Here is a 25,015-nt window from a genome sequence, read left to right as displayed (position 1 = left end):
TCCAGTACCCCCGCATCCAGCTGGCCCTGGACGCGGGGGTGTACTTCTGCGATCCGCATTCACCCTGGCAGCGGGGTACGAACGAGAACACCAACCGGCTGCTGCGCCACTGGTTCGAGAAAGGCACCGACCTCTCGGTCTTCACCGCCGAGGACCTCGACACCATCGCCGACAAACTCAACAACCGGCCACGGCCCACCCTGAACCTCGAGACCCCAAAACAACGCATGCGCCAACTCATCGCCGCCGCAGCATGACATAAACCCGGCCCGTTGCAACGACCAGTTGACTTTGAGGCGGCGAGATGGGCCGTAGGTGACCCCGTGTTGCTTTTAGCCGGCGCCGGGGTCCTTGCCTGCCGCCGCCTGTTCCGCCTCGACGGCGCGGTGGATGTTGCCGTGGATCTTGTCCGCCCCGATCAGCCCGATCACGCCGTCCCGTTCCAGGACGGCCCGGGCGGCCGGCTTCAGCCGGGTGAGGCGCAGGTTGACCCCGGCGTCGCGGGTGAGGGTCACGACTTCCGCCATTTTTGCCGCGCCCTGGGAGTCAATGAAGTTGATGCCTCCGCAGTCGATGACGATTCCAGTCAGTCCCTGCTGGGTGTGGATGACCTCGCGCAGGCGGTCCTCCAGGGCGTCCGCCGTGGCAAAGAAGAGGCCGCCGTCGAACCGGATCACGGCCACGTCGGGCAGGATCTCATCGCCGGGGTGCCCGTCGGCTTCACGGAAGACCTGGGTGCCCGGTTCCCGGCCGAGGGCCGGCATCTCCGGGTGGGTAGCCACCCGCACGAGCCAGATGAGCGACAGTCCGATGCCGATGACCACGCCCGCCAGGACGCCGAAGATGAGGGTACCGGCAATCGCCGCGACCGCAATCCAGAAATCGAACTTCTGCACCCGGGCAAGCCGGCGCATCTCCGGCACGTTCATCATGCCCATCACGACAGCCTCGATGATCAGCGCCGCCAGCACGGGCTTGGGCAGGATCGAGAACAGCGGCGCCAGGAACAGAAGCGTCAGCAGGACGGTGACCCCGGAGGTGAGGGAGGCAAGGCCGGTCTTCGCTCCGGAGTGGTCGTTCAGCGAGCTGGCGGACAGGCTCGTGGAGACCGGCATCCCCTTGAAGAGTCCTGCCGCCATATTGGCCAGCGACTGGGCTACGGATTCCTGGTTGATGTCGATCTGGTAGCCGTGCTTGGCGGCGAACGCCCGGGCATCCCCGGCGGTCTGGGAGAATCCGATCAGGACCAGCGCCACCGCCGCGAGCGCCACGGTGCCCGCGTGCTCCCACATCAGCGCACCGTCCGGGACCTGAAGCGATGGCAGCCCCCGGGGCACATCACCAACGAGGGCCACCCCTTTGGCCCCGAGATCGAACAGGGCCGCGGCCAGCAACCCGCCCACCACCAGGACCAGGGCGCCGGGGACTTTGGGCGCGACGGCTTTCAGCCCGAACACGACGGCGAGCGCGATGACGCCGACGATCACCGTCGCCAGGTGCGCCTCGCCCAGGGTTCCGAGCCAGGACCACAGTTCCTGGATCGGGTTGGAGCCGGTCACCTCGGTCCCGGTGAGCTTGGGAAGCTCCCCGATGACGACGTCGATCGCCGCACCGAAGAGGAACCCGGTGACGACGGCCCTGGACAGAAACTGCGCGATCCAGCCCATCTTGAGCACGGCGAGCAGCAGGAACAGGACCCCCGAGGCGAGCGTGATGCCCGCAACGAAGGAGGCGATATCGGCGTCGTTCGTGATGCCTGCCGCGAGCACGGCGCTGGCCGCCACCGCGGCCAGGCCGGAACTGGGCCCCATCGAGATCTGCCGGCAGCTGCCGAATATCCCGTAGAGCAGCGCCCCGGCGGCGGCCGCGTACAGGCCGTTCTGCAGCGGGACGCCCGCGATCCCGGCGTAGCCGAGGTTCTTGGGCACGATCAGGGCCGCGACGGTGACACCGGCGATCAAGTCACCCCGCAGCCACGTCCTGTCATAGGAGCGGAGCTGGCCGACGATGGGCACTCCAGCGACGGGCACTCCAGCGGGGCGGGGTCTGTGCGCCCTGGTCATGGGCCAGTCTTACCCCAAGCACGGCCGTTCCGCCAGAGTCCGGCGGCGGGGTGTGCCTAGCTGGCGCTCTTCTGGGCGACGAGTTCGATCTCGACCAGCATCTTCGGGTCGAGGAAGGGCAGCACATGGACCAGGGAGAGCGTGGGGCGGATTTCGCCGAAGACCTCGCCGTGGGCGCGGCCGGCCTCCTCCCACTTGCTGATGTCCGTCAGGTACAGCTTGGACTGCACCACGTCCTCGAAGCCGAACCCGGCCTCGGCCAGCACGGCGCCGAGCTTCTGCAGGATGTAGCTGGTCTGGGTGTAGAAGTCCTCGCCCACGATGCCGTCCTCGCCGCTGGCTGCGGTGGCGGAGATGTAGAGGGTGTTGTCCACTTGGACGGCCCGGGAGTAGCCGAGGGTCTGCTCCCAGGTGGAGCCGGTGCCGAACGTTTTGCGCATGGGGTGCCTTTCGCAGTTGCCGCAGGGATCGGCACAACTTTAGGGCCGATGGCGGAGGGGCTGTTAACCCGGGCGCGTTTGTGTCGGCCGCGGAATCCCGCTGAGATGTCCTAGACGTCCTGGCGGTAGACGAGCAGCTTGATGTCCGTGCCCGGGACGAGCCAGTCACGTTCCGGGGCCCGGACGAAGCCGGTCTTCCGGTACAGGCCGTGGGCGCTTTCCCAGCTGAGGCCCGTGGTGAGGGCCACGGCGTGGATTCCCGGCAGGGTCCTGGCGTGTTCGATGATGGCCTGGACCATGGCCTTGCCGGCGCCGCTGCGCTGGACGGCTGGGTCCACCACGAGCATGCGGAACTCGAGTTCGTCGCTGCGGGCGATGTCCGCGTAGGGCTCCCCCGCGACCGCGAGCGTCACCGAGCCGAGGATCCGGCCGTCCCGCTCCGCGACCCAGATGGTTGCGTCCGCCGCCCGGCGGGCGACGTCCTGGATCTGCCGCATGTACGGGTGGTCGGCGCTCTCGAAGTAGCCGGCCGCCAGGTAGGCGTCCCGGGTGATGCGCGCTACGGCGTCGTAGTCGGCCGGAACGGCGGGGCGGATGAGGATCTGCGAAGGCACCTGTCAATGGTACGGGCGGCACGCGCCGGAACCCTCCGGAAGGGCCGTTTCCGTGACTGAACTATCACCTTTCGCTGAGGTGCCGCCGGTACGGAGCTTTCAGAGCGGGAATTTGCCGGACAGTTCCAGCGAGCCAGCGCACGTCCACGCGGCCAGGCGCTCGTCGTCGGACGGGCCGCCGGCCAGCGGGCTGGTCAGCCGCGGCCGCCGCACCCAGCAGCCGGCTTCCTCCGCGATCAGGGCCCCGGCGGCGAAGTCGTGCTCGTTGAGCCCGCGTTCGCCGTAGGCGTCGTGGGTGCCGTCCGCCACGAGGCACAGGTCCAGGGCCGCCGAACCCAGCCGGCGCATGTCCGCGAAGCCGTCCATCAGCGGGCCCAGTCCGCTGGCCTGTTCGGCCCGGACCGCGGGATCGTAGCTGAAGCCGGTCGCCAGGATCTGGCCGGTCCGGCCGGGGACGGGGCCGAGCAGCGGGCTCAGCCGGCCCTGCTCCTCGAGCCAGGCCCCCTCGCCGCGGGACGCGTAGTAGGTCCGGCCCAGGGCGGGGGCGCTGACGACGCCGGCCAGCCAGACGCCGTCGGGGTCCGCCACCGCCACCGAGGTGGCGTAGTAGACGATGTTGCGGATGAAGTTGGTGGTGCCGTCGAGCGGGTCGATGGACCAGCGGTAGCCGCTGGGCTCCGCCGGCAGGACGGTCCCGCCTTCCTCCCCGGTGATGGCGTCCTGCGGCCGGGCGGCGGTGATGACGTCCCGGACGGCGGCCTCGGCGGCGAGGTCGAAGGCGGTCACCCAGTCTCCCGAGTCGCCCTTGTTGCTGACGCCGAGGTCGGCAGCCTGCCGGCCGGCCAGGACCGCGGCCCCCGCGGCAGCGGCCGACCTCGCCAGCCCGAGCAGCGCCGCCGTGCCGGGCGCGGGCGCGGCAGGGATCGAGGGGCCGGCGCTCATTGGCCGGCTGCTTCCTGGTGGTCCTCGCCGTCGTCCTCCGGGATGGTGTCTGCGTCATTGTCCGTGTCACTGGCCGCGTCGCCGGCTGCCGGGGACGGGCCGTTGGCCAGCAGCGCCCGGAAGCCGTCCTCGTCCAGGACCGGGACGCCGAGCTGTTCGGCCTTGTCCAGTTTGGTGCCCGCGTTCTCGCCGGCCACCACGTAGTCCGTGTTCTTCGACACCGACCCGGCCGCCTTGCCCCCGCGGACCAGGATCGCTTCCTTGGCCTCGTCCCGGCTGAAGCCCTCGAGGCTGCCGGTCACCACGACCGTCAGCCCTTCCAGGGTCCGCGGGGTGGACTCGTCGCGTTCGTCGGCCATCCGCACCCCGGCGGCCGCCCAGCGGTCCACGATCTCGCGGTGCCAGTCCTCGGCGAACCATTCCGTCAGTGCCTGGGCGATGACCGGGCCCACGCCGTCGACCCCGGCGAGCTCCTCCTCGGATGCCTGCCGGATCGCGTCCATGCTGCCGAAGGCCGTGGCGAGGGCACGGGAGGCCCGCGGGCCGACATGCCGGATGGACAGCGCCACAAGGACCCGCCAGAGCGGCTGGGCCTTGGCCTTCTCGAGTTCGCGGAAGAGCTTGTCCGTCGTGGCCGTGGGCTTGGACGGGGTCTTCGCGGTGGCCTTGGTGTAGAAGTAGGGCACGAGCTCGTACTCCCCGGTGGCCACCCCTTTGGAGCGCTTCTCCCGGCGGACCCGGACGTCGGCGAGCTGCTCCGGTGTGAGCTCGAACAGGGTTGCCTCGGTGCTCAGCGGGGGCGTGTCCGGCTCGGCGGGCTGGGTCAGGGCGATGGCGGCTTCCCAGCCGAGGGCCTCGATGTCGAAGGCGCCGCGGCCCGCGAGGTGGAACACGCGTTCGCGCAGCTGCGCCGGGCAGGAGCGGGAGTTCGGGCAGCGGATGTCCACGTCGCCTTCTTTGCCCGGGGCCAGCGGGGTGCCGCAGGCCGGGCATTCGGTGGGCATGATGAACTCGCGCACGGGCGGGTCCTGCTGGTCCCGAAGCGCCAGGACCGGGCCCACGATTTCCGGGATGACGTCGCCGGCTTTGCGCAGCACCACGATGTCGCCGATCATGACGCCCTTGGCCTTGACCACTTCCTGGTTGTGCAGGGTGGCCATTTCGACGGTGGAGCCGGCGACCTTGACCGGTTCCATCACGCCGTACGGGGTGACCCGGCCGGTGCGGCCGACGTTGACGGCGATGTCCAGCAGCTTCGTGTGGACCTCCTCCGGCGGGTACTTGTACGCCACGGCCCAGCGCGGCACGCGGGTGGTGTAGCCGAGGGCGCGCTGGGTGGCGAAGTCGTCCACCTTGACCACGATCCCGTCGATCTCGTGCGTGAGGCTGTGCCGCTTGTCGCCGTACCGCTTGATGAAGTCCAGCACGTCGGCCAGCCCGGGCAGCACCTCGAAGTACGGGCTGGTCGGCAGGCCCCACTCGGCGAGCTGGCGGTAGGTGTCCGACTGGCTGGCCGTGGGCAGTCCCTCGCGGGCGCCGATGCCGTGGACATACATCCGCAGCGGCCGCTTGGCGGTTTCGGCGGGGTCCTTCTGCCGCAGCGACCCGGCGGCGGCGTTGCGCGGGTTGGCCAGCGGCGCCTTTCCGGCCTCAATCAAAGCTTCGTTGAATTCGGCGAAGGCTTTGGACGGGATGAAGACCTCGCCGCGGACTTCCATTTCCGCCGGGAAGTTGCTGCCTTTGAGCTGCTGCGGGATGTCCTTGATGGTCAGCACGTTATGCGTGATGTCCTCGCCGGTGGTGCCGTCGCCGCGGGTGGCGGCCCGGACCAGCACCCCATCGCGGTAGAGCAGGTTGACGGCCAGGCCGTCGATCTTCAGCTCGGTGAGCCACGCCGGCGGCGTCCCGCCGTTGCCGATCTTGGCGACGCCGGCCTCCGCCTTGGCGATCCAGGCCTCAAGCTCCTCAAGCGAGAATACGTCCTCCAGGCTGTACATGCGCTGCAGGTGTTCGACGGCGGCAAACGCGGCGGACACTTCGCCGCCCACTTCCTGGGTGGGCGAATCGTTGGCCACCAGTTCCGGGTGCATCGCCTCGAGGGTTTCCAGCCGCCGGTAGAGTTCGTCGAACTCGGCGTCGGAGATGAGGGGCGCGTCCTCCTGGTAGTACGCGAAGCGGTGTTTGCGGACCTGCTCCACGAGGTCCTCGTACTCCGTGCGGACGTCGCCGGAGGGGACCTGGTCCGCCTCGGTGCTCTGCTGTTCGGTGCCTGTTGCCGTGTTCCCTGTGCTCACAGACCTATCCTGCCTTAGTTCTCCGATGTTGTCCGTTCACCGGCCAGACGGTCAGGCGGCGTCCCCGGTTTCAGTCCGCGCGTCGAGCACAATCGCTGTGATGTTGTCCCGCCCGCCGCTGCGCAAGGCCGCCTGGATCAGTTCGTCAACAGCCGCCTGGGGGTCTGCCTCGGATGCCAGTATCCCGGCAATCTGCTCGTCGCCCAGCTCGCCGTTGAGGCCGTCGGAACAGACCAGGATCCTGTCGCCGTCCTCCACGGGAAGCAGCCAGTAGTCGGCCTCGGAATCGTCCCCGGCACCCAAGGCACGCGTAACCACGTGCCTGCGCGGATAGACCGCGGCCTCAGCTAAGGTGATCTGGCCGGCGTCGACCAGGTCCTGCACCTCGGAATGGTCAACGCTGATTTGGGTGAGCCGGCCGTGGCTGTACCGGTAGGTGCGCGAATCACCGATGTTGAGGACCAGCCAATACGGGACGCCGCGTTGTTCCACCACCACGACGCCGGACAGCGTGGTCCCGGCGCGGGAGCCGGTGGCCTCACGGATGTCGGCATCGGCTTTGAACAAGCACTCCTGAAGGACGCCGGCCGTGGCATCCCGGCTGCCGGTCTTCGCTTGGGGCAGCTCCGCCAGGGTGCGCACGCAGATGCCGCTGGCGACTTCGCCCGCCTCGTGGCCTCCCATGCCGTCCGCCACTGCGAAGACGGGATCGGCCGCAATGAAAGAGTCCTCGTTCATCTCGCGGCGCAGACCCCGGTCTGTGCCGTACCCGCACTGCAGCCGCAGTCCCCTTTGCCCGTCCGGTTGCGGGAACGGGGCGTCTGGAGTTGGGTTCATGGCCGTCCTAAATCAAGTGGTGCACGCGAAAGTCGACAGCGGTCGCAAACCCGGCCGGGTCGCAACTGCCCGTCCGACTATTGCATACCGGCCGCACAACTGAGAAGAATGCCACGGCGCGCCCGGACCTGCGGCTTAGTCCAGGACGAGGCCCCGGCCGCTGCCGCGCTGCAGCAGCACCGGGTGGATTTCGCCGAACCCGCGGACGTCCTCCGCCGGGCGGGGCACCAGGACGAAACGCTCGTCGTGTTCCAGCGCCGCCGCGGTCATCGAATCCACCAGGACGGTGCCGGGGTCCGCCAGGGCGGTCAGGCGGGCGGCGAGGTTGACCGTGGGACCGTAGATGTCCCCCAGCCGGGACAGGATGCGGCCCCAGACCATGGCTACCCGGGCCTGCGGCAGGATCTCGTCTTCGGCGAAGGCGCGTGAGAGGGCCAGGGAGATCTCGGCGCCGGCAGCCGGCGTTTCGGCGATGTAGAGGACTTCGTCGCCGACCGTCTTGACCAGCCGGCCGCCTCCCACGGAGATGATTTCCGCGCACTTGTTTTCGAAGCGTTGCACCAGCTGGGCGAGGGTCTTCTCGTTCATCCGGCGGGACAGGCTGGTGTAGGAGACGAGGTCGGCAAACCCGACGGCCCGGGCCAACGGCAGCGGCGCGTCGTCCTCGTCGCCTTCGCGGCCCTCCTCGCTGGAGGCCAGGCCTGCTTCGGCGCGGACAGCCAGACGCTGCACGCCGGCGTTGAGCTGGCGGCGCCAGGAGTAGACCAGCATTTCCTCCAGGGCGTCGATCAGGTTGGGCAGTTCATTGACCAGCTGTTTCCGGGCGGCGGCATCCGGGATCCCTTGTTTCTGGACCATGTCCTCCACCAGGGCCTCGATCTGCCAGACCACCATCCGGTCCGTCATCTGCCCAATGGCCCGAGTGATGGAAATGGCCGCTTCCTCGGTGAGCTTGCCGTCACGGACCAGGTCCACGATGGTGGACAGCGCCGACTGGTCGCGTTCGGTGAAGGCAATGTCCTCGTCCCCGAGGTTGGGGAAGCCGAGCGCGCGCCAGAGTTTCCGCGCCGAGAGGAGCGAGACGCCGGCACCGGCGGCGACTTCGCGGCGCTTGAGTTTGCGTTCGCCGCCCAGGAGCCTGCCCTCGAGGGCCTTGGCGGCGAGCCGTTCGGCGGACATGGCGCCGGTGGGCGGGGCGGCGTCAGTGGCGGGATCGGCGTCAGTGGCGGGATCGGCGGCTGCGTCGACGGAAGCCGGATCGGCGTCGCCGTCATCAGCGGCGTCGCCAGTGCCGGCGGCACCGTAGGCGGCGGGGGCAGGCTCCGAGACGATCTCCTGCGCTTCCCGCGGCACCTCCGGCATGGCGAGGTCGGTGTCCTGGTCGACGTTCTCAGCGTTCATCTCTTCCACCTTCTCTCGTCTCCCATGGCATGTCCTGGGCCGGGTAGCGCGTCATGCCGTCTGTGCCGGGCCCCTCACCTCTGGGGAGCTCGGCCATCGCGTCAAGCATGAAGTCACGGAACGTCGCTGCCTCAGGGACATCGCGTACCACCGCTCCCCAGGGGTCCCCGGTCTCCAAGGATATATTCCCGGAGCGCAATAAGCGCTGCAACAACGACTGCTCAATGGCCACATGGCGGACGGCCGCGAGCGGGACCTGCTCCTCGCGCCGCCGTAACATTCCGCGGCGGGTAACTAACCGCTGGCTGGTCAGGATGTAGCGCGTGGCCTGCCACGCGCTGACCTTCGGCAGGCAGTACCCCAGCAGCACCCACGCCGCGAGGCCCACGCACACGGCGACCAGCCACGGCGTCCAGTCCCCGGGGATGAGGGGCACCAGCTTCGCCGGGCCGCCCTTGACCACCCAGGCGCTGGCGTAGGCGGCCAGCGCCGGAACCACAATGAACAACAGCGCCGGGAAAATCAGCATCCGGGGCTGGGGCCGGGTAACCACAATCACTTGCTCTCCCGGCAGGAGCACTTTACGCATAGCCGCTTTCTGCGCCGCCGCCGTCGCCGGTTCCGGCCGGGTTCCACGGCCGCAGGTGCACCACGTCACCGGCGGTCACCACGTGTTCATGGCCGGCGGCGTCGACCACCAGGAGGGATCCGTACTCGTCCAGGCGCGTGGCATGGCCGATGATCTCGTGGTCGCCGGGGAGCTGGGCGCGGACCTGCTTGCCGAGCGTCGTCAGAAGGTGTTCCACCCGCTTGTGCAGCGAAGGCCCGCCGGCCATGCCGGCGGCAGGGTCGCCGTCGGCGTTGCAGAAGCTCCGGTACAGGGCTGCGAAACGGGACAGGTAGCTCTTGAGCAGTTCCGTACGGTCGACCGTGTCCGGGTTCTCCAGCAGCACGGACGTGGCCGTGGGGACCGGAAGCTCAGCTTCGGTCAGGGTGACGTTCAGGCCGGTGCCAAGAATGACCGGCGGGGTGCCGGTTCCACCCAGCGGGCCGAGCTGGGCGAGGATGCCCGCGATTTTCCGGCCCCGGACCAGGACGTCATTGGGCCACTTGAGTTCCGCCGGAATGCCTGCGGTGTCGGTCAGGGCCTCGCGCAGGGCAAGCGCGGCGAGGAGGGACAGCCATGAGTAGCTGTGGGTCGGCAGGGGCCGGCCGTCCGCGTTGACGGGCCGGAGCACCAGCGAGACGGACACGGAGCTGCGGGCCGGCGCCTCCCAGTGGCGGTCGAGCCGGCCGCGGGCGGCGGTCTGGTATTCGGCCGTGAGCACGGACATGTCAGGCCATGCGCCGGGATCCTCGCTCACGCCGTGAAGGAGATCGGCGTTGGTGGAGCCGGTGGACTCCACCACGGTCAGCCGCGCAATGCCGTTGGCGGACAGGAACGACTCATCGCTGAGGGCGTTGAGATCCAGGGGCGGGCGGTCCGGGGTTTCCTGCACGGCTTCCATGTTTGAATCCTACCGAGGAAAGCCGGGCCCGGCTCCGGCCCCAGCAAGCTCAGAGAAAGATGTCCGGCACCAGACGGTCCTCGGCGGCGCCCAGGCTGTACGGGCTGAAGTCCGCCACGCCGGCCGCCGCGAGGACCTGTTCATCGGTGTAGAAGTTGCCGCTGCGGCTGCCGCCGGCGGGCACCGCATTGCTGCCGGTCAGCACCGCGTGGGCGGCGTCGGCCATGATTTCGGGGCCGCGGGCGCCCTGGACGATCTTGTCGCCGCCGGGCATGTTGCGGATGGCCGCGGTGTCGATCAGGGTGCACGGCCAGAGCGAGTTCACCATGACGCCGTCGTCCTTGAGCTCCTCGGCCAGGCCCAGGGTGGTCAGGCTCATGCCGTACTTGGCCATGGTGTAAGCCAGGTGCAGGCCGGCCCACTTGGGGTCCAGGTTCAGGGGCGGGGAAAGCGTCAGGATATGGCCGGCGTCGGAGGCCCGCAGCGCCGGCAACGCCATCTTGGACAGCAGGAACGTGCCGCGGACGTTGATGTCCTGCATGAGGTCGTACCGCTTCATGTCCACGGCGTCGGTGCGGGACAGATCGATTGCCGATGCATTGTTGATGACGACGTCGATGCCGCCGAAGCGGTCCACCGCGGCACCGACGGCCCCGGCGACATCGGCATCGTTGCGGACGTCCCCGACCAGCGGCAGCGCACGGCCGCCGGCGGCCTCGATCTGCTCGGCGGCCGAGTAGACGGTACCCTCCAGCTTGGCGTGCGGCTGACCCGTCTTGGCCATGAGGACGATGTTGGCACCGTCCCGGGCGGCCCGGAGCGCGATGGCCAGGCCGATACCGCGGCTGCCCCCGGAGATCAGGAGGGTGCGGCCGTGGAGGGTACCGGTGGCCTGGTACGGCCCTGACTGCCGGAACTGACGGGCGGCGCCCGAAGCGTCGTTGCTTGAAGTCATGAGCACACTCTAGCCGAACTATGTTACTGATGGGTAACAAGGCGATGCGGGAGCTTGGCGGCGGGAAAATTGTAGGTTCCCTACAGCGGCACGGGCCAATACCGTCACTAGACTTGCCAGCAGAGCCCTGCTTTTGTGGATTCCAGCCAAAGGACCCCGCAGGCCGGGCGCCGAACAAGCTAGCGACAGAGCCGGAGACACTTGATGAGCCACGATCTGACCACGACTGCGGGAAAGATTGCAGACTTCCGCGACCGCCAGGCCCGTGCCGAGCAGCCTTCCGGCCCGGAAGCGGTCGCCAAGCAGCACGCCCGCGGCAAGAACACGGCCCGCGAGCGCATCGACCTCCTGCTCGATGCCGGCTCGTTCGTCGAGTTCGACGCGCTGGCCGTGCACCGGTCCACGGCGTTCGGCATGGAGAAGAAGAAGCCCCTGGGGGACGGCCTTGTCTCCGGTTACGGCACGGTGGACGGCCGCCCTGTTGCCGTCTACAGCCAGGACTTCTCCGTATACGGCGGCTCGCTGAGCCAGGTCAACGGCGAGAAGATCGTCAAGGTCCAGGAGTTTGCGCTGCGCAACGGCTGCCCGGTGGTCGGCATCCTCGACGGCGGCGGCGCCCGCATCCAGGAGGGCGTGGCCTCGCTGGCGATGTTCGCGGACATCTTCCGCAACAACGTCCATGCCTCCGGCGTGGTCCCACAGATTTCCCTCATCATGGGCCCGTCCGCCGGCGGGGCGGCCTATTCCCCCGCCCTGACCGACTACGTGGTCATGGTGGACAAGACCTCCCACATGTTCATCACCGGCCCGGACGTCATCAAGACCGTCACGGGCGAGGACGTGGACATGGAGACCTTGGGCGGTGCCCGCCAGCACAACGCCAACACCGGCACGTCCACCTACCTGGCCTCCGATGAAGCCGACGCGGTCGAGTTCGTCCGCGAACTGTTGGACTTCCTGCCCTCCAACAACCTCGCCGAAGCCCCGGTGCTCGAGCACTCCCAGGAGCTGGAGGTCGACGACGACGACCTCGCCCTCGATCTGCTCATCCCGGACTCAGCCAACCAGCCGTACGACATGCGCACGGTGATCGAGCAGATCGTCGACGACGCGCACTTCCTGGAAATGCAGTCCCTCTACGCCCCGAACGTGATCATCGGCTACGGCCGGGTGGAGGGGCACACGGTAGGCGTCGTGGCCAACCAGCCCATGCAGTTTGCCGGCACCCTGGACATCGCCGCATCGGAAAAGGCCGCCCGCTTTGTCCGGCACTGCGACGCCTTCAACATCCCCATCCTCACCCTGGTGGACGTCCCGGGCTTCCTGCCCGGCAAGGACCAGGAATTCCAGGGCATCATCCGCCGCGGCGCGAAGCTGCTCTACGCCTACGCCGAGGCCACCGTGCCGAAGCTGACCGTGATCACCCGCAAGGCCTACGGCGGGGCCTACATCGTGATGGGCTCCAAGAAGCTCGGTGCCGACCTCAACCTCGCATGGCCCACGGCCCAGATCGGCGTCATGGGCGCCCAGGGCGCCGTCAACATCCTGTACCGCCGCGAACTCGCCGCCGAGGCGGAAGCCGGCGGCGACGTCGAGGCCAAGCGGGCCGAGGTGATCCGCCAGTACGAGGAAGAGCTGCTCAACCCCTACCAGGCAGCTCAGCTGGGCTACGTGGACGCCGTCATTGCGCCCTCCGAGACCCGCGTGCAGATCATCAAGGGCCTGCGCGCCCTCCGGGACAAGCGGGCCGCCCTGCCCGCCAAGAAGCACGGGAACATCCCGCTGTGACGGCCCCTGCAGAACCGGGAACGGACACAGCAGCGCAAGCCGCCGGGCCCGGCAACCCGGCGGATGCCCTGCTATCGGTGGTCAAGGGCGAGCCGACGCCGGAGGAGCTGGCGGCGCTGACCGCCGTCGTGCTGTCCCTGGGCCAGACCCCGCAGACAGCGCCGGCCAAGCCCGGCGTCCGGGTCTGGGTCCGCCGGCAGCAGCTGCGGCTGGCTCCCAGGCCAGGCCCCGATGCCTGGCGCCGCAGCCTCGGCTAGGCGGCCGGGCCTTTACTGACGGCAATAAACCAGGCACCGAAAAAAGTTCAGCAACCCTTTCATAACGGGGGCTGCCGGGCTAGTCTCGTCGGGTGACTACCGAAACCCTTGATTCAGACAACTCCGCTGCCGCCCGCCCCCGGACGGCCATCGACGCCATCGCCGACGCCTACACGGACACCCTCATCCGGCTCAATCCGAGCTTCGCCACCGAGCTCGGCCTGCCCGGGCACGAGACCGAATACCAAGACTTCTCCCCCGCCGGCCACGAGGAATTCGCGGCTGCTGCGCGCGACGCCCTCGCGGCACTGGATGGCGCGGCACCCGTTGACGACGTCGACGCCGTCACCCTCGACGCGATGCGCGAGCGGCTCGGCCTGCAGTTGGAAATCCACGCTTCGGGCTGGGACGCGGCCGAGCTGAACAACATCGCCTCGCCGTCCCAGGACATCCGTGCGATCTTCGACCTCATGCCGACGGACACCGAGGAGCAGTGGGACCACATCGCCGGCCGGGCCCACAATGTGCCCGCAGCGATCGACGGCTACATCGAGTCGCTTCGTGCGGCCAAGCAGGACGGCCTGGTGGCCGCGGCCCGCCAGGTGTCGATCGTGATCGAACAGGCCACCAAGCACGCCGCCGAGGACGGCTTTTTCGCGAAGCTCGCCGCCGGCGCCGTGACCGCGGACGGTCCCCTCTCCGCGGAACTGCAGGCCAGGCTCGACGCCGGCACGGCCGCGGCCCGGGTGGCGTACGCCAAGCTTGCGGGCTTCCTGGAGTCCGACCTCCTGCCCGTCGCCCCGGCCAAGGACGCCGTCGGCCGCGAACGGTACGCCCTGGCATCGCGCTCCTTCCTGGGCGCCACCGTGGACCTGGAGGAAACGTACGCGTGGGGCGTGCAGGAACTTGACCGGCTGATCGCCGAACAGGAACGGGTGGCGGAGGAAATCCGGCCCGGAGCCGGCATCGAGGAAGCCAAGGAAATCCTGAACAACGATCCCGCACGGCAGCTGAAGGGCACCGACGCCCTCCAGGCCTGGATGCAGGAACTTTCCGACAAAGCCGTGGCGGAACTCGCCGGCGTCCACTTCGAGATCCCGGACATCATGAAGACTCTGGAATGCCGGATCGCCCCCACCGATGAGGGCGGTATCTACTACACCGGCCCGTCCGAGGACTTCAGCCGCCCCGGCAGGATGTGGTGGTCCGTGCCCGCCGGCGAGGACACCTTCACCACGTGGGCCGAAACCACCACCGTCTACCACGAGGGCGTCCCGGGCCACCACCTCCAGGTCGCCACGGCAACCTACCGGCGGGAACTGCTGAACAAGTGGCGCCGGAGCGTCTGCTGGACCTCCGGGCACGGGGAGGGCTGGGCGCTGTACGCGGAGAAGCTCATGCAGGAACTGGGATACCTGAAGGACCCGGGCGACCACATGGGCATGCTGGACATGCAGCGCATGCGGGCCGCCCGCGTGGTCTTCGATATCGGCGTGCATCTGGAGCTGGAGGTGCCCGAGCGTTGGGGGTCGGGCACCTGGACGTCCGAGAAGGGCTTCGAGTTCCTCAAGGCCAACCTGCCGATCAGCGAGGGCCAGCTGAAGTTCGAGTTCACCCGCTACCTCGGCTGGTCGGGCCAGGCGCCCTCCTACAAGGTCGGGCAGCGGCTCTGGGAGCAGATCCGGGCCGAGCTTGAGTCCCGTCCGGGCTTCGAGCTGAAGGCGTTCCACACCAAGGCCCTGAACATCGGGTCGGTGGGCCTCGACACGCTGAAGCGGGCGCTCCTGGGCTAGGCCGGCAACCGCGCCCAATATACCGGCCGCTCCCGAGCCGGCAGTTCGCGGCAGTGTTTCACCAAACATTGCCGCGAGCTGTCATCTCGCGTGACGGCCGCCCGGGGCGACGAGACAATGGCCACATTAGCCCCGGGAATAACTTCACAAAACCCCAGATTCGCGCGGAATTTCGGCGGTTCCGTGCCGCCGGAGCTTATCGTGCGCCGTAACATTTCTCAACATCGGTTCGCCGTGTTATGGCCGGAGCCCTAGCGTGTTCCGGTGACCACTCAGACAAGCACCCCCGCACCCGCTGGAAAGACCGGGTTCCAGCTGCCCAAATGGGCCGGCTCGTTCGGCTTCCAGATCATCGCCGCCCTGATCGTCGGCCTCGGCCTTGGCCTCATAGCCAAGTACACGGGCAGCACCAAGGCGAACCCCAATGCCCTCGGCACCACGCTGCAGACCATCGGCTCGAGCTACGTCTCGCTGCTGCAGACCGCCGTGGTCCCCCTCATTTTCACCGCCGTCGTCAGCTCCATCTCCAACCTGCGAGCGGTCTCCAACGCCGCACGGCTCGCGTGGAACACGCTGCTCTGGTTCGCCATCACCTCCCTGATCGCCGTGCTGATCGGGATCGGGCTCGGCGTGCTTCTGCAGCCCGGCGCCGGCACCGGCATCAGCCAGGAAGCCAAGTACGCCGGCAAGTCCGGGGACTGGTGGGCCTTCCTCACCGGACTGTTCCCCAAGAACTTCCTGGGCCTCGGCGCCACCACCACCGTCACGGACGGCGTCGCCACCACCGCCGTGAGCTTCAACGTGCTCCAGATCCTGGTGATCGCGATCGCCGTCGGGATCGCCGCGCTCAAGGTGGGCAAGGCCGCCGAGCCATTCCTGAACCTCAATGCCTCGGCCCTCGCCGTCATCCAGAAGGTCCTGTGGTGGATCATCCGGATCGCGCCGATCGGCACCGTCGGTCTGATCGGCAACGCCGTGGCCGTATACGGCTGGGACACCATCGGCTCGCTCGGGAAGTTCACCGTGGCGATCTACATCGGCCTGGCACTCGTGCTGTTCGCGGTCTACCCGGTCCTGGTCCGCAGCCACGGCCTGTCCGTCAAGCAGTACTTTTCCGGCGTGTGGCCGGCGGTGCAGCTGGCCTTCGTCTCCCGCTCCTCGATCGGCACCCTGCCGCTGACCCAGCGCGTGGCCGAACGGAACCTGGGCGTCCCCCGTGCCTACGCCTCCTTCGCGGTGCCGCTGGGCGCCACCACCAAGATGGACGGCTGCGCCGCGATCTACCCGGCTGTTGCCGCGATCTTCGTGGCCCAGTTCTTCGGCATCCAACTGGACTTCACCCAGTACCTGCTGATCGCGCTTGTCTCCGTGCTGGGCTCGGCAGCGACCGCCGGCACCACCGGTGCCGTCGTGATGCTGACCCTGACCCTGTCCACGCTGGGCCTGCCGCTGGCCGGCGTCGGGCTCCTGCTGGCGATCGACCCGATCCTGGACATGGGACGCACCGCAGTCAACGTGGCCGGCCAGGCCCTGATCCCCGCGATCGTGGCCAAGCGCCAGGGCATCCTGGACGAGGACCTGTACAACGCGCCGCGCAACGGTGACCCGTTCAGCGACGACCTCGACGCCGCCGCAACTCCCCCGGCCGGACACGCAAAGCGCGAACTGGCGGACGCGACGGCGTAACTACTGACCGAGCGTCCTGCGCGCCGGCGTAACTACTGAGGGAGCGTCCCGCGCGCCGGCGTAACTACTGACCGAGCGTCCTGCGCGCCGGCGCAATTACTGAGGGAGCGTCCTGCGCGCCGGCGCAATTACTGAGGGAGCGTTGGGATGGGAAGTCCCCGGAATACCGGGGACTTCTCTGGTTTAACAAACGACTGAGACGAGCGAAGGTCCGGCTCCGCAGCGGCGTTAGCGTCCGCCGATCACGCCCTTCTCGGCCGCCTTGGTGACGGCATCTGCCTCCGCCTGAGTCAGGGTGCCGTCCTTGACCGCCTGGTCCAGCCGGGATTTCAGCGCCGCGGCGTGTTCGGCCTGTTCGGCGGTGCGGAGCTCCTCCAGGGCGGCGGTGACCTTGGCTTCGTCAATGCCGAGGGATTTCGCCAGGGAGGCGGCCAGTGCTTTCTGCATGGCGGCGCGGTCCGGCTTCTGCCCGTCGGCCGGCGGCGTGGCCGGCCGGTTGGCCTCCCGGAAGGCCTTCAGGGCATCGGTGACCTTGGCCTCGTCGACTCCCAGCTTGGCGGCGAGCTCTTTGGCGCGGGCGCCGAACTCCGCACCGCCGTGGCCGTGGCGCCCGCCGCGCATGCCGTGGCCGTCGGCGAAATTGCCGCCTGGCGCACTTGAGCTGGGGGTCGGGGTGGGGCTCGGCGTCGTCGTGGCGGAGGCCATGCCGGCGAGTCCGAGCCCGGCGCCCAGGGCCACGGCCGCAGCGCCGAGGCCGAGCGCGATTTTGGTGGTGCGTGACATGAACTGTCTCCTGGGTCTGCCGCGCGGTGACGGCGTTTGCCGTTGGGTCGTCCGGGACGTCTGTCCGGGAGCACTTTCCAGTCTGCACCCGTCCCAGCAGGGATAGCTGTTTCCTGCCTTTCATGTTCCTGTGAATCCCGCTGTGAATCCTTAAGGATGGGTAGGCTCAGGGCATGCTGATCGTCACATCGAACGACATCCCGGGCCACCGGATCGACGCCGTGTTTGGCGAGGTCATGGGCCTGACCGTCCGGTCCCGGGACATCACCGCCCAGGTCATGGCCGGCTTCCGTTCCCTCGGCGGCGGCGAGGTGCGGGAAATGACGCGGGCCCTTTACGACAGCCGGCAGCAGGTCATGGCCCGGATGGTGGCCGAGGCCGAGCACCGCGGCGCCAACGCCATCATCGCCATGCGTTTCGACACCTCCGCGATCGGACCGAACTGGACGGAGATCTGCGCCTACGGCACGGCGGTCTTCGCGATTCCGCTCACCCAGGACGAAGCCGGAGCGACCGGCCAGTCCGTCTACCTGACCAGCCCGTCCGCCTGACCCGTCCGTCCGGCCGGCGAGACCGGAACTTCCGCGCCTGCTCCCCCACCCTCCAAATACTTGCGCAGAGTGCAAACATGCACGTAGCGTAAGCGCGTGACATCCTTGCCATCCCAGCCGGCCGGTTCCGGCGATCCCGCCGTTCCCTCGCGCCGCGAGCGGAACAAGGCGGCCACCCGGCAGGCCATCACGGACTCCGCGATGGACCTGCTCCGCACACGGGGTCCCGGAAATTTCACCGTGGAAGACATCGCCGAGGCCGCCGGGATCTCCCGCCGCACTTTCTTCAACTACTTCGGCAGCACCGAGGCGGCAATGGCCTCGGTGACGTTCGGTTTCCTGGACACCGCGCTCCAGCAGTTCCGGCTGCGCCCGGCCGGCGAACCCATCCTGGAATCGGCCCGCGCAGCCCTCGTTGCACTGGCCGATCCCATGACCGTGGCCCCGGTGGCCGAGCTCTACAGCCTGGGCCAGACCAATCCCCAGCTCAGCCGCTCCGAACTGGAAGCCTGGGACCACTGCACCGCACAAATCATCGACGCCGCCCGCGAGCGCTTTGCACTGACGGCAGGCGGCGACGTCGACGAGCTCTACCTGCGCGCCCTTGCCGGCTCCGTGATCTCCTGCGGAAAAGCGGCCATGGACGTGTGGTTCGCCCGCTGCGGCGGCGACCTCGGCCCCGCGTCCCTGGCCGTCCTGCGCCAGCTCCTGATCGATTCCATGGGCCTGCTGGGCTCCGGCTTCGCATCCCACTCCCCCGCCACCCCTTCCCCAGATCGGCACTGACATGGCCCTGTTGCTCTACCGTCTCGGCAAGTTCTCCTACCGCCACCGCTGGCTCGTCATCTCCCTCTGGCTCGCCGTCATGGTGGCCGTCGGCGGTGCGGCGGCGGCGTTCCACGGCTCGATGTCGAACAACTTCCAGATTCCCGGCACCGAGACGCAGCAGATGGCGGACAAGCTCAAGAACGAGCTCCCCAAGTCCTCCGGCGGCTCGGCCGGCATCGTCTTCAAGTCGGACGACGGCCAGTTCAGCCCGGCCGGCAAGGACGCCGTCGCCGCGGCGCTGGCCAAGCTGAAGACCCTCCCGGACGTGCAGGGCACGGTGGACCCGTTCGCCACCCAGGCGCAGCTGGACAAGGCCGCCACGGATCTCGCCGCCGGCGAGCAACAGGCGGCCGCCGGCAAGGCGCAGCTTGATGCATCCGCCGCCCAGCTTGCCGCCGGGAAGGCCAAGCTGGACGCCGCGGAGCAGCAAATGACGGCGGCCGGCATGCCGGCCGCCGTCATCGAGGCGCAGCTCGGCCAGCAGAAGGCCGCCCTCGCCGCCGGCCAGGAAAAGCTCGACGCCGGAACCCGGGAACTCGAGGCCGGTTCGGCCCGGCTCGCCCTGGCCAAGCGCCAGCTGGAGGCGTCCCGGGGCATGCGGTTCGTTTCCGAGGACGGCACAGCCGCGATCGCCCAGGTCCAGTTCAAGACCTCGATCAACGGCCTGGCCCCCGCCGTGCGCCAGCAAGTGCAGGACATTGCCCACGAGGTCTCCTCCGCGGGCGTGACCGCCCTGGCCAGCAAGGAAATCACCGAGGATGTCTCCGAGCTCTTCGGCATCTCGGAGATCCTCGGCATCGCCATCGCGGCCCTGGTGCTCATCATCATGCTTGGAACGCTCATTGCTGCCGGGCTGCCCCTGCTGATGGCCCTCGTCGGCGTGGCTGTCGGCGTCGGCGGCACCTTCGCCCTCAGCGGCGCCATCGACATGAGTTCCATCTCCCCGATGCTGGCGCTCATGCTGGGCCTCGCCGTCGGCATCGACTACTCGCTCTTCATCGTCAACCGGCACCGCGGCCAGCTCCTGGCCGGGATGGACGGCGAGGAGTCCGTGGCGCTGGCCACCGGCACCTCGGGCAACGCGGTCCTGTTCGCAGGCCTGACCGTCATCATCGCCCTGGCCGCCCTGGTCATCCCGGGACTGCCGTTCCTGGCCGTCATGGGGCTGTCCGCGGCCGCAACCGTAGCCGTCGCCGTCGTCGTCGCCCTGACCCTCACGCCCGCCATGCTGTCCCTGATCGGTACCCGGCTGATTTCCCGCCGCGCCTGGGCCAAGGCGGCAAAGCACAACGCCGCCCCCGGCCATGAGGCCGAGGACCGGGCCCGCGACGAACGCCGCAGCACCCGCGGCTGGGGCGGCCTGGTCACCCGCCACCCCGTCCTGGCACTGCTGGCCGGCGTCCTGCTGCTGGGCATCGTGGCCCTGCCGGCCAGCCAGCTCCGGCTCGCCCTGCCCGACGGCGGATCCGAGCCCGTCGAATCCCAGGCGTTCAAGGCCTACGACGTCACGGGGCGCAGCTTCGGCCAAGGCATGACCGGGCCGATCGTGGTGGTGGGCGACTTCCCCGCCGGCCTGAGCGAGGCCGAGGCCACCTCCAAGCAGCTCGACGTCGCGGACATCCTGCGCGGCACGGCCAACGTCACCGCCGCCGTCCCGGTCGCCCTGAGCGAGGACCGCCGCACCGCGGTGTTCCAGGTCATCCCCAAGGAGGGCCCGGCCAGCGCCAGCACGGTCCAGGTGGTCTCCGACCTCCGCGCCGAAAAGAGCCGAATCAAAGACTCCACCGGCGTCAGCATCGGCCTCACGGGCCAGACGGCCGGCAACGTCGATGTCTCCACCAAGCTCGGCGACGCCCTGCCGCCGTACCTGGGGATCGTGGTCGGCCTGTCCCTGATCCTGCTGTTGCTCGTGTTCCGCTCGATCGTGGTGCCGCTGCTGGCCACCGGCGGCTTCCTGCTCTCGCTCGCGGCCGCGTTCGGCGCCGTCGTCGCGGTCTACCAGTGGGGCTGGCTGGGGACGGTGTTCGGCGTCGAAAACCCGGGCGCCGTGCTGAGCTTCCTGCCGATCATCCTGATCGGTGTGCTCTTCGGCCTGGCCATGGACTACCAGGTGTTCATAACCTCGGGCATGCGCGAGTCCTTCATGCACGGCGAACCGGCCAAGCACGCGGTCCGCACCGGCTTCAGCCACGCCGCGTCCGTGGTCACCGCCGCGGCCATCATCATGGTCAGCGTGTTCGCGGGCTTTATCTTCTCGCACCTGAACATGGTCCGGCCGCTGGGCTTCGCCATGGCGTTCGGCGTGCTGGTGGACGCGTTCGTGGTCCGCATGACGATCGTCCCGGCCGTGATGTACCTGCTCGGCGACAGGGCATGGTGGCTGCCCCGCTGGCTGGACCGGATCATGCCCGACGTCGACGTCGAGGGCGCCAGGCTCCGCCAGCAGGCGCCGGCCGCGGCGGCCTCCCCCGAGGCGGAGCCGGATGCCGAGCCGGAGCAAGTCGGGGCGCGCTAAACCAACGCGGTCACTCCGCGCCCATCCCGCCGGGGAACATGGGCCGCGAGTGACCCCGCGTTGCCGTGTCGCGGTGAACTAGGCTGGAGCCGTGACCCGCCTCATTCTTGCCTCCCAGTCCCCCGCCCGTACCAAGCTGCTCAGCCACGCCGGGATCCGGCACGAGGTGCTTGTCTCCGACGTCGACGAAGACGCCGTCCAGGCCCGCTACGGGGTCACCGATCCGCATGACACCGCCCTGCTGCTTGCCCGGGCCAAGGCCGAGGCCGTCGCGTCGCTGCCGGAGGCCGACGGCGCGATCGTGATCGGCTGCGATTCGGTCTTCGAGTTCGACGGCGAGGCCCACGGCAAGCCTTACACCGCCGATGTCGCCCGGGAGCGCATGCTCCGCATGAGCGGCAGCATGGGCATCCTGCACACCGGCCACTGGCTCGTTGACTGCCGCGACACGGACCCGGACGAGGCTGACCCCGAGGGTGCAGGCGGCGCCGCCATCGCCAGGGGGTCGGGGGCGACGCTGGGCTCCGTGTCCTCCGCCGAGGTGCACTTCATGGAGATGAGCGCCGAGGAAATCGAAACCTACATCGCCACCGGCGAGCCGCTGCAGTGCGCCGGCTCCTTCACGATCGACGGCTACGGCGGGGCGTTCATCCGCAAGGTCGACGGCGACCCCCACACCGTCGTCGGGCTGTCCATCTCCACCCTGCGCGGACTGCTCGGCCAGGCCAATGTGGGGATCACCGAACTGTGGACCGGCGGCGCCGTGGACCCCGCGGACGTCAGGTCCGAGTAGGCACGGAGCGGAGGAGGAGTGAGCCAATTCGCCCTCCTTTGTGGCAACCCTACAAAGGAGGGGCCGTTTACGCGCGGAATCCGCAAGTAATATCGGCGGAACCCACAAAACCGCGCTAGGCTCCCTGAAGGAAAGAAGGAGACGCCTTGTCAGCAAATTCGGAGCAGTCAGCAACCACCGTGCCGGGAGCAGCGCAGTCATCTGCGGCCGCGGGCACCCGTCCGCTCAGCAAGGTGCTGATCGCCAACCGTGGAGAAATCGCGGTGCGCATCATCCGTGCCGCCCGCGATGAAGGCATCGCCTCGGTGGCTGTCTACGCGGACCCGGACCGCGACGCCCTGCATGCCCGGCTCGCCGACGAGGCCTACGCCCTGGGCGGCAACACCGCCGCGGAGTCCTACCTCGTGATGGACAAGATCATCGACGTCGCACGCCGGTCCGGCGCCGACGCCATCCACCCCGGCTACGGCTTCCTGGCCGAAAACGCCGAATTCGCCGCCAAGGTGATCGACGCCGGCATCACCTGGATCGGTCCCTCCCCCGAGGCCATCTCCGCGCTGGGCGACAAGGTCCAGGCCCGCCACATCGCCGAAAAGGTCGGCGCCCCGCAGGTCCCGGGCACGGCCGACCCGGTGGAGTCCGCCGAGGAGATCCTTGAATTCGCGGACAAGTTCGGCCTCCCGGTCGCGATCAAGGCGGCCTTCGGCGGCGGCGGACGAGGCATCAAGGTGGCCCGCACCCGCGAGGAAATCCCCGAACTCTTCGAATCCGCCGTCCGCGAGGCCACGGCCGCCTTCGGCCGCGGCGAGTGCTTTATCGAGCGCTTCCTGGACGCGCCGCGGCACGTCGAGACCCAGTGCCTCGCCGACGCCTACGGCAACGTCGTGGTGGTCTCCACCCGCGACTGCTCGCTGCAGCGCCGCAACCAGAAGCTCGTCGAGGAAGCCCCCGCACCGTTCCTGACCGACGAGCAGAACCAGCGCCTCTACGAATCGTCCAAGGCCATCCTCAAGGAGGCCGGCTACCTCGGCGCCGGCACGTGCGAATTCCTCGTCGGCCAGGACGGCACCATCTCCTTCCTCGAGGTCAACACCCGCCTCCAGGTGGAGCACTGCGTCTCCGAGGAAGTCACCGGGATCGACCTCGTCCGCGAACAGTTCCGCCTGGCGCGCGGCGAAGAGCTCGGCTACGGCGACCCGGAAGTCCGCGGCCACTCGATCGAATTCCGCATCACCGGCGAGGACCCGGGCCGGAACTTCATGCCCGCCCCCGGCACCATCACCACGCTGAAAAACCCGACCGGCCCCGGCGTCCGGATCGATTCCGGCGTGGAGCAGGGCGATGTCATCAGCGGCAACTTCGACTCCATGCTCTCCAAGCTGGTGGTCACCGGCGCCACCCGCGCCCAGGCCCTCCAGCGGTCCCGCCGGGCACTCGAGGAGATGGTGGTCGAAGGCATCCCCACCGTCATCCCGTTCGACCTCGCGGTGGTTGCCAACCCGGACTTCGCACCGGCCGAGGGCCCCTTCAAGGTCCACACCCGCTGGATCGAGACGGCGTTTGTCAACGACATCCCCGCCTGGACCCCCGCCGGCACTGAGCCTGAAGCGGCCGACGCCGGCGAACGCCAGCGCGTCGTCGTCGAGGTTGGCGGCAAGCGCCTGGAAGTTGTCCTCCCGGCGTCGTTGGGCTCCGTCAGCACCGCCGGCGCCGGCAAGCCGGCCAAGGCCAAGAAGCGGGCCCGCAGCGGCGGCGCCACCGCGGCCGCGGGCGGCAACGCCCTGACCTCCCCCATGCAGGGAACCATCGTCAAGGTGGCCGTCTCCGAGGGCGACGCTGTCGCCGAGGGCGATCTCGTCGTCGTGCTCGAAGCCATGAAGATGGAGCAACCGCTCACCGCGCACCGTGCCGGAGTCGTGATCGGCCTCACCGCGGCGGCCGGCGAGACCGTGTCCGCCGGTGCCATCATCGCCCTGATCGAGGACGGCACCCCCGAGTAGCACGCACCCGCGGCGGGACACGGGCGCGCCTCTGGCGCCTCCGTGTCCCGCCGTGCAAACTTGGTCTGTGAAGCCATTTCTGCTCCTCGCTTCCCGCGCCGAGGACGCCGCCGCGGAGGACGAATACCGGGCCTACCTGCGCTACGGCGGCCTCGAACCGGCCCAGCTGCACCGCGTCCGGATGGAAGCCGGACCCCTGCTGGAGCTGGAGCTGTCCCGCTACTCCGGAGTGATCGTGGGAGGCAGCCCCTTCACCTCCAGCGACCCGCCCGAGCACAAGACTGACACCCAGCACCGGGTGGAGCGGGAGCTCGCCGCACTGCTGGACCGGATCGTCGCGGCGGACTTCCCCTTCCTTGGCGCCTGCTACGGGGTCGGCACCCTGGGCCGGCACCAGGGCGCCGTGATCGACCGCACCTACGGAGAAGGACTCGGCGGCGTGACCATCAAGCTGACCGGGGAAGGTATGCTCGATCCCCTGCTGCGCGGACTTCCCGAAACCTTCACCGCCTTCACCGGGCACAAGGAAGCCTGCACGGTCCTGCCCGCGCACGCGGTGCTCCTGGCCAGCTCCGCAGCCTGCCCGGTGCACATGTTCCGGATCAAGACCAACCTCTACGCCACCCAGTTCCACCCCGAACTCGATGCCGACGGCCTGATCACGAGGATCGACATCTACCGGCACGCCGGGTACTTCCCGCCGGAATCGGCCGAGATGCTCATGGACGACGCCCGCCAGTTCACCGCCACGGAGCCGATGAAAATCCTCCGGAACTTCGTGGAGCGCTACGCCCGCTAGGACGGCCTGGACGACCGCGACGACCGTTGCAAGTCGTCGGCGCACTCCTCGCCGGTTCGCGTCCCCGGACCAGACGCTCCCGCAGATCTGGCCGTTTTCCAGACGACGCTCCCGCAGATCTGGCCGTTTTCCAGACGACGCTCCCGCACTTTCCCACCGGATCTGCGG

General features: G+C 68.9%; 22 protein-coding genes. 11 read left to right on the top strand and 11 right to left on the bottom strand.

Annotated elements, in window-relative coordinates:
• Positions 1–257: IS30 family transposase (locus CFN17_RS13145; RefSeq protein WP_208748236.1), on the top strand; the 257-nt coding region annotated here is incomplete at its 5' end.
• A gap of 75 nt (positions 258–332) precedes the next feature.
• On the opposite strand, the gene CFN17_RS13140 is transcribed toward CFN17_RS13145, so the two are convergent.
• The 10 genes from CFN17_RS13140 to CFN17_RS13095 all read right to left on the bottom strand — a co-directional run bounded on the left by CFN17_RS13140 (position 333) and on the right by CFN17_RS13095 (position 11,054).
• Positions 333–2,063 carry a SulP family inorganic anion transporter gene (locus CFN17_RS13140; RefSeq protein WP_208748235.1) on the bottom strand — a complete coding sequence of 577 codons (1,731 nt, stop codon included), beginning with the start codon at positions 2,061–2,063 and terminating at the stop codon, positions 333–335.
• Between the two features lie 56 nt (positions 2,064–2,119).
• Positions 2,120–2,503, bottom strand: a complete 384-nt coding sequence (locus CFN17_RS13135; RefSeq protein ID WP_208748234.1) for a RidA family protein — start codon at positions 2,501–2,503, stop codon at positions 2,120–2,122.
• Between the two features lie 110 nt (positions 2,504–2,613).
• A complete protein-coding gene (locus CFN17_RS13130) occupies positions 2,614–3,117 on the bottom strand; it encodes a GNAT family N-acetyltransferase (RefSeq protein ID WP_208748233.1) in 504 nt (167 codons plus the stop codon).
• Positions 3,118–3,216: 99 nt separating this feature from the next.
• Positions 3,217–4,059, bottom strand: coding sequence for an inositol monophosphatase family protein (locus CFN17_RS13125; protein WP_208748232.1), 843 nt, complete (start codon positions 4,057–4,059; stop codon positions 3,217–3,219).
• A complete protein-coding gene (gene ligA, locus CFN17_RS13120; RefSeq protein WP_208748231.1) occupies positions 4,056–6,353 on the bottom strand; it encodes an NAD-dependent DNA ligase LigA in 2,298 nt (765 codons plus the stop codon). Before ligA ends, CFN17_RS13125 begins: the two co-directional genes overlap by 4 nt.
• Positions 6,354–6,404: 51 nt before the next feature.
• Positions 6,405–7,190: a PP2C family serine/threonine-protein phosphatase gene (locus CFN17_RS13115; RefSeq protein WP_208748230.1), complete on the bottom strand. Its 786-nt coding sequence runs from the start codon at positions 7,188–7,190 to the stop codon at positions 6,405–6,407.
• A 135-nt stretch (positions 7,191–7,325) separates the two neighbouring features.
• Positions 7,326–8,591, bottom strand: a complete 1,266-nt coding sequence (locus CFN17_RS13110) for an adenylate/guanylate cyclase domain-containing protein (protein ID WP_208748229.1) — start codon at positions 8,589–8,591, stop codon at positions 7,326–7,328.
• Positions 8,581–9,180, bottom strand: coding sequence for a PH domain-containing protein (locus CFN17_RS13105; RefSeq protein ID WP_208748228.1), 600 nt, complete (start codon positions 9,178–9,180; stop codon positions 8,581–8,583). Before CFN17_RS13105 ends, CFN17_RS13110 begins: the two co-directional genes overlap by 11 nt.
• Positions 9,173–10,099: a biotin--[acetyl-CoA-carboxylase] ligase gene (locus tag CFN17_RS13100; RefSeq protein WP_208748227.1), complete on the bottom strand. Its 927-nt coding sequence runs from the start codon at positions 10,097–10,099 to the stop codon at positions 9,173–9,175. Before CFN17_RS13100 ends, CFN17_RS13105 begins: the two co-directional genes overlap by 8 nt.
• Positions 10,100–10,148: 49 nt before the next feature.
• Positions 10,149–11,054 carry an NAD(P)-dependent oxidoreductase gene (locus tag CFN17_RS13095; RefSeq protein ID WP_208748226.1) on the bottom strand — a complete coding sequence of 302 codons (906 nt, stop codon included), beginning with the start codon at positions 11,052–11,054 and terminating at the stop codon, positions 10,149–10,151.
• A 204-nt stretch (positions 11,055–11,258) separates the two neighbouring features.
• Here CFN17_RS13095 and CFN17_RS13090 point away from each other — a divergent pair, with 204 nt between their 5' ends.
• From CFN17_RS13090 to CFN17_RS13075, 4 genes are all read left to right on the top strand, one after another.
• On the top strand, positions 11,259–12,842 hold the full coding sequence (locus CFN17_RS13090; protein WP_208748225.1) for an acyl-CoA carboxylase subunit beta: 1,584 nt from the start codon (positions 11,259–11,261) through the stop codon (positions 12,840–12,842).
• Positions 12,839–13,099 (top strand): acyl-CoA carboxylase subunit epsilon, encoded by a 261-nt coding sequence (locus tag CFN17_RS13085; protein ID WP_261792193.1) that lies wholly within the window; start codon positions 12,839–12,841, stop codon positions 13,097–13,099. Before CFN17_RS13090 ends, CFN17_RS13085 begins: the two co-directional genes overlap by 4 nt.
• Before the next feature lie 92 nt (positions 13,100–13,191).
• Positions 13,192–14,892 carry a DUF885 domain-containing protein gene (locus tag CFN17_RS13080; RefSeq protein ID WP_208748224.1) on the top strand — a complete coding sequence of 567 codons (1,701 nt, stop codon included), beginning with the start codon at positions 13,192–13,194 and terminating at the stop codon, positions 14,890–14,892.
• Positions 14,893–15,156: 264 nt separating this feature from the next.
• Positions 15,157–16,578 (top strand): dicarboxylate/amino acid:cation symporter, encoded by a 1,422-nt coding sequence (locus CFN17_RS13075; protein WP_208748223.1) that lies wholly within the window; start codon positions 15,157–15,159, stop codon positions 16,576–16,578.
• 228 nt (positions 16,579–16,806) lie between these two features.
• Here the strand turns inward: CFN17_RS13075 and CFN17_RS13070 are convergent, their stop codons facing one another.
• Positions 16,807–17,361 (bottom strand): Clp protease N-terminal domain-containing protein, encoded by a 555-nt coding sequence (locus tag CFN17_RS13070; protein WP_208748222.1) that lies wholly within the window; start codon positions 17,359–17,361, stop codon positions 16,807–16,809.
• A 173-nt stretch (positions 17,362–17,534) separates the two neighbouring features.
• Here CFN17_RS13070 and CFN17_RS13065 point away from each other — a divergent pair, with 173 nt between their 5' ends.
• From CFN17_RS13065 to CFN17_RS13040, 6 genes are all read left to right on the top strand, one after another.
• Entirely contained in the window at positions 17,535–17,912 is a 378-nt protein-coding gene (locus tag CFN17_RS13065; protein WP_208748221.1) for a YbjQ family protein, read from the top strand.
• Positions 17,913–18,017: 105 nt separating this feature from the next.
• The gene (locus tag CFN17_RS13060) at positions 18,018–18,698 is read left to right on the top strand and encodes a TetR/AcrR family transcriptional regulator (RefSeq protein WP_208751483.1); all 681 of its coding nucleotides are present in this window, start codon (positions 18,018–18,020) and stop codon (positions 18,696–18,698) included.
• A 1-nt stretch (position 18,699) separates the two neighbouring features.
• Positions 18,700–21,255, top strand: coding sequence for an MMPL family transporter (locus CFN17_RS13055; RefSeq protein WP_208748220.1), 2,556 nt, complete (start codon positions 18,700–18,702; stop codon positions 21,253–21,255).
• Between the two features lie 91 nt (positions 21,256–21,346).
• On the top strand, positions 21,347–22,048 hold the full coding sequence (locus CFN17_RS13050; protein WP_208748219.1) for a nucleoside triphosphate pyrophosphatase: 702 nt from the start codon (positions 21,347–21,349) through the stop codon (positions 22,046–22,048).
• 179 nt (positions 22,049–22,227) lie between these two features.
• Complete coding sequence (locus CFN17_RS13045; RefSeq protein WP_208751482.1) at positions 22,228–24,048, top strand: biotin carboxylase N-terminal domain-containing protein; 1,821 nt, start codon at positions 22,228–22,230, stop codon at positions 24,046–24,048.
• A gap of 67 nt (positions 24,049–24,115) precedes the next feature.
• Positions 24,116–24,847 carry a glutamine amidotransferase gene (locus CFN17_RS13040; RefSeq protein WP_208748218.1) on the top strand — a complete coding sequence of 244 codons (732 nt, stop codon included), beginning with the start codon at positions 24,116–24,118 and terminating at the stop codon, positions 24,845–24,847.
• Positions 24,848–25,015: the final 168 nt, after the last annotated feature.

It is taken from the genome of Arthrobacter sp. PM3 (assembly GCF_003352915.1).
Lineage (GTDB): Bacteria > Actinomycetota > Actinomycetes > Actinomycetales > Micrococcaceae > Arthrobacter.
The sequence above is the reverse complement of the archived record's forward strand: the minus strand, read 5'-3'. Positions and strand labels throughout refer to the sequence as shown.

Bases quoted from the DNA above. Each gene is read 5' to 3' on its own strand.
- CFN17_RS13135 (WP_208748234.1), bottom strand. From the start codon at position 2,503: ATGCGCAAAACGTTCGGCACCGGCTCCACCTGGGAGCAGACCCTCGGC.
- CFN17_RS13065 (WP_208748221.1), top strand. From the start codon at position 17,535: ATGCTGATCGTCACATCGAACGACATCCCGGGCCACCGGATCGACGCC.
- CFN17_RS13125 (WP_208748232.1), bottom strand. From the start codon at position 4,059: ATGAGCGCCGGCCCCTCGATCCCTGCCGCGCCCGCGCCCGGCACGGCG.
- CFN17_RS13105 (WP_208748228.1), bottom strand. From the start codon at position 9,180: ATGCGTAAAGTGCTCCTGCCGGGAGAGCAAGTGATTGTGGTTACCCGG.
- CFN17_RS13090 (WP_208748225.1), top strand. From the start codon at position 11,259: ATGAGCCACGATCTGACCACGACTGCGGGAAAGATTGCAGACTTCCGC.
- CFN17_RS13055 (WP_208748220.1), top strand. From the start codon at position 18,700: ATGGCCCTGTTGCTCTACCGTCTCGGCAAGTTCTCCTACCGCCACCGC.
- CFN17_RS13095 (WP_208748226.1), bottom strand. From the start codon at position 11,054: ATGACTTCAAGCAACGACGCTTCGGGCGCCGCCCGTCAGTTCCGGCAG.
- CFN17_RS13070 (WP_208748222.1), bottom strand. From the start codon at position 17,361: ATGTCACGCACCACCAAAATCGCGCTCGGCCTCGGCGCTGCGGCCGTG.
- CFN17_RS13110 (WP_208748229.1), bottom strand. From the start codon at position 8,591: ATGAACGCTGAGAACGTCGACCAGGACACCGACCTCGCCATGCCGGAG.
- CFN17_RS13115 (WP_208748230.1), bottom strand. From the start codon at position 7,190: ATGAACCCAACTCCAGACGCCCCGTTCCCGCAACCGGACGGGCAAAGG.
- CFN17_RS13140 (WP_208748235.1), bottom strand. From the start codon at position 2,063: ATGACCAGGGCGCACAGACCCCGCCCCGCTGGAGTGCCCGTCGCTGGA.
- CFN17_RS13100 (WP_208748227.1), bottom strand. From the start codon at position 10,099: ATGGAAGCCGTGCAGGAAACCCCGGACCGCCCGCCCCTGGATCTCAAC.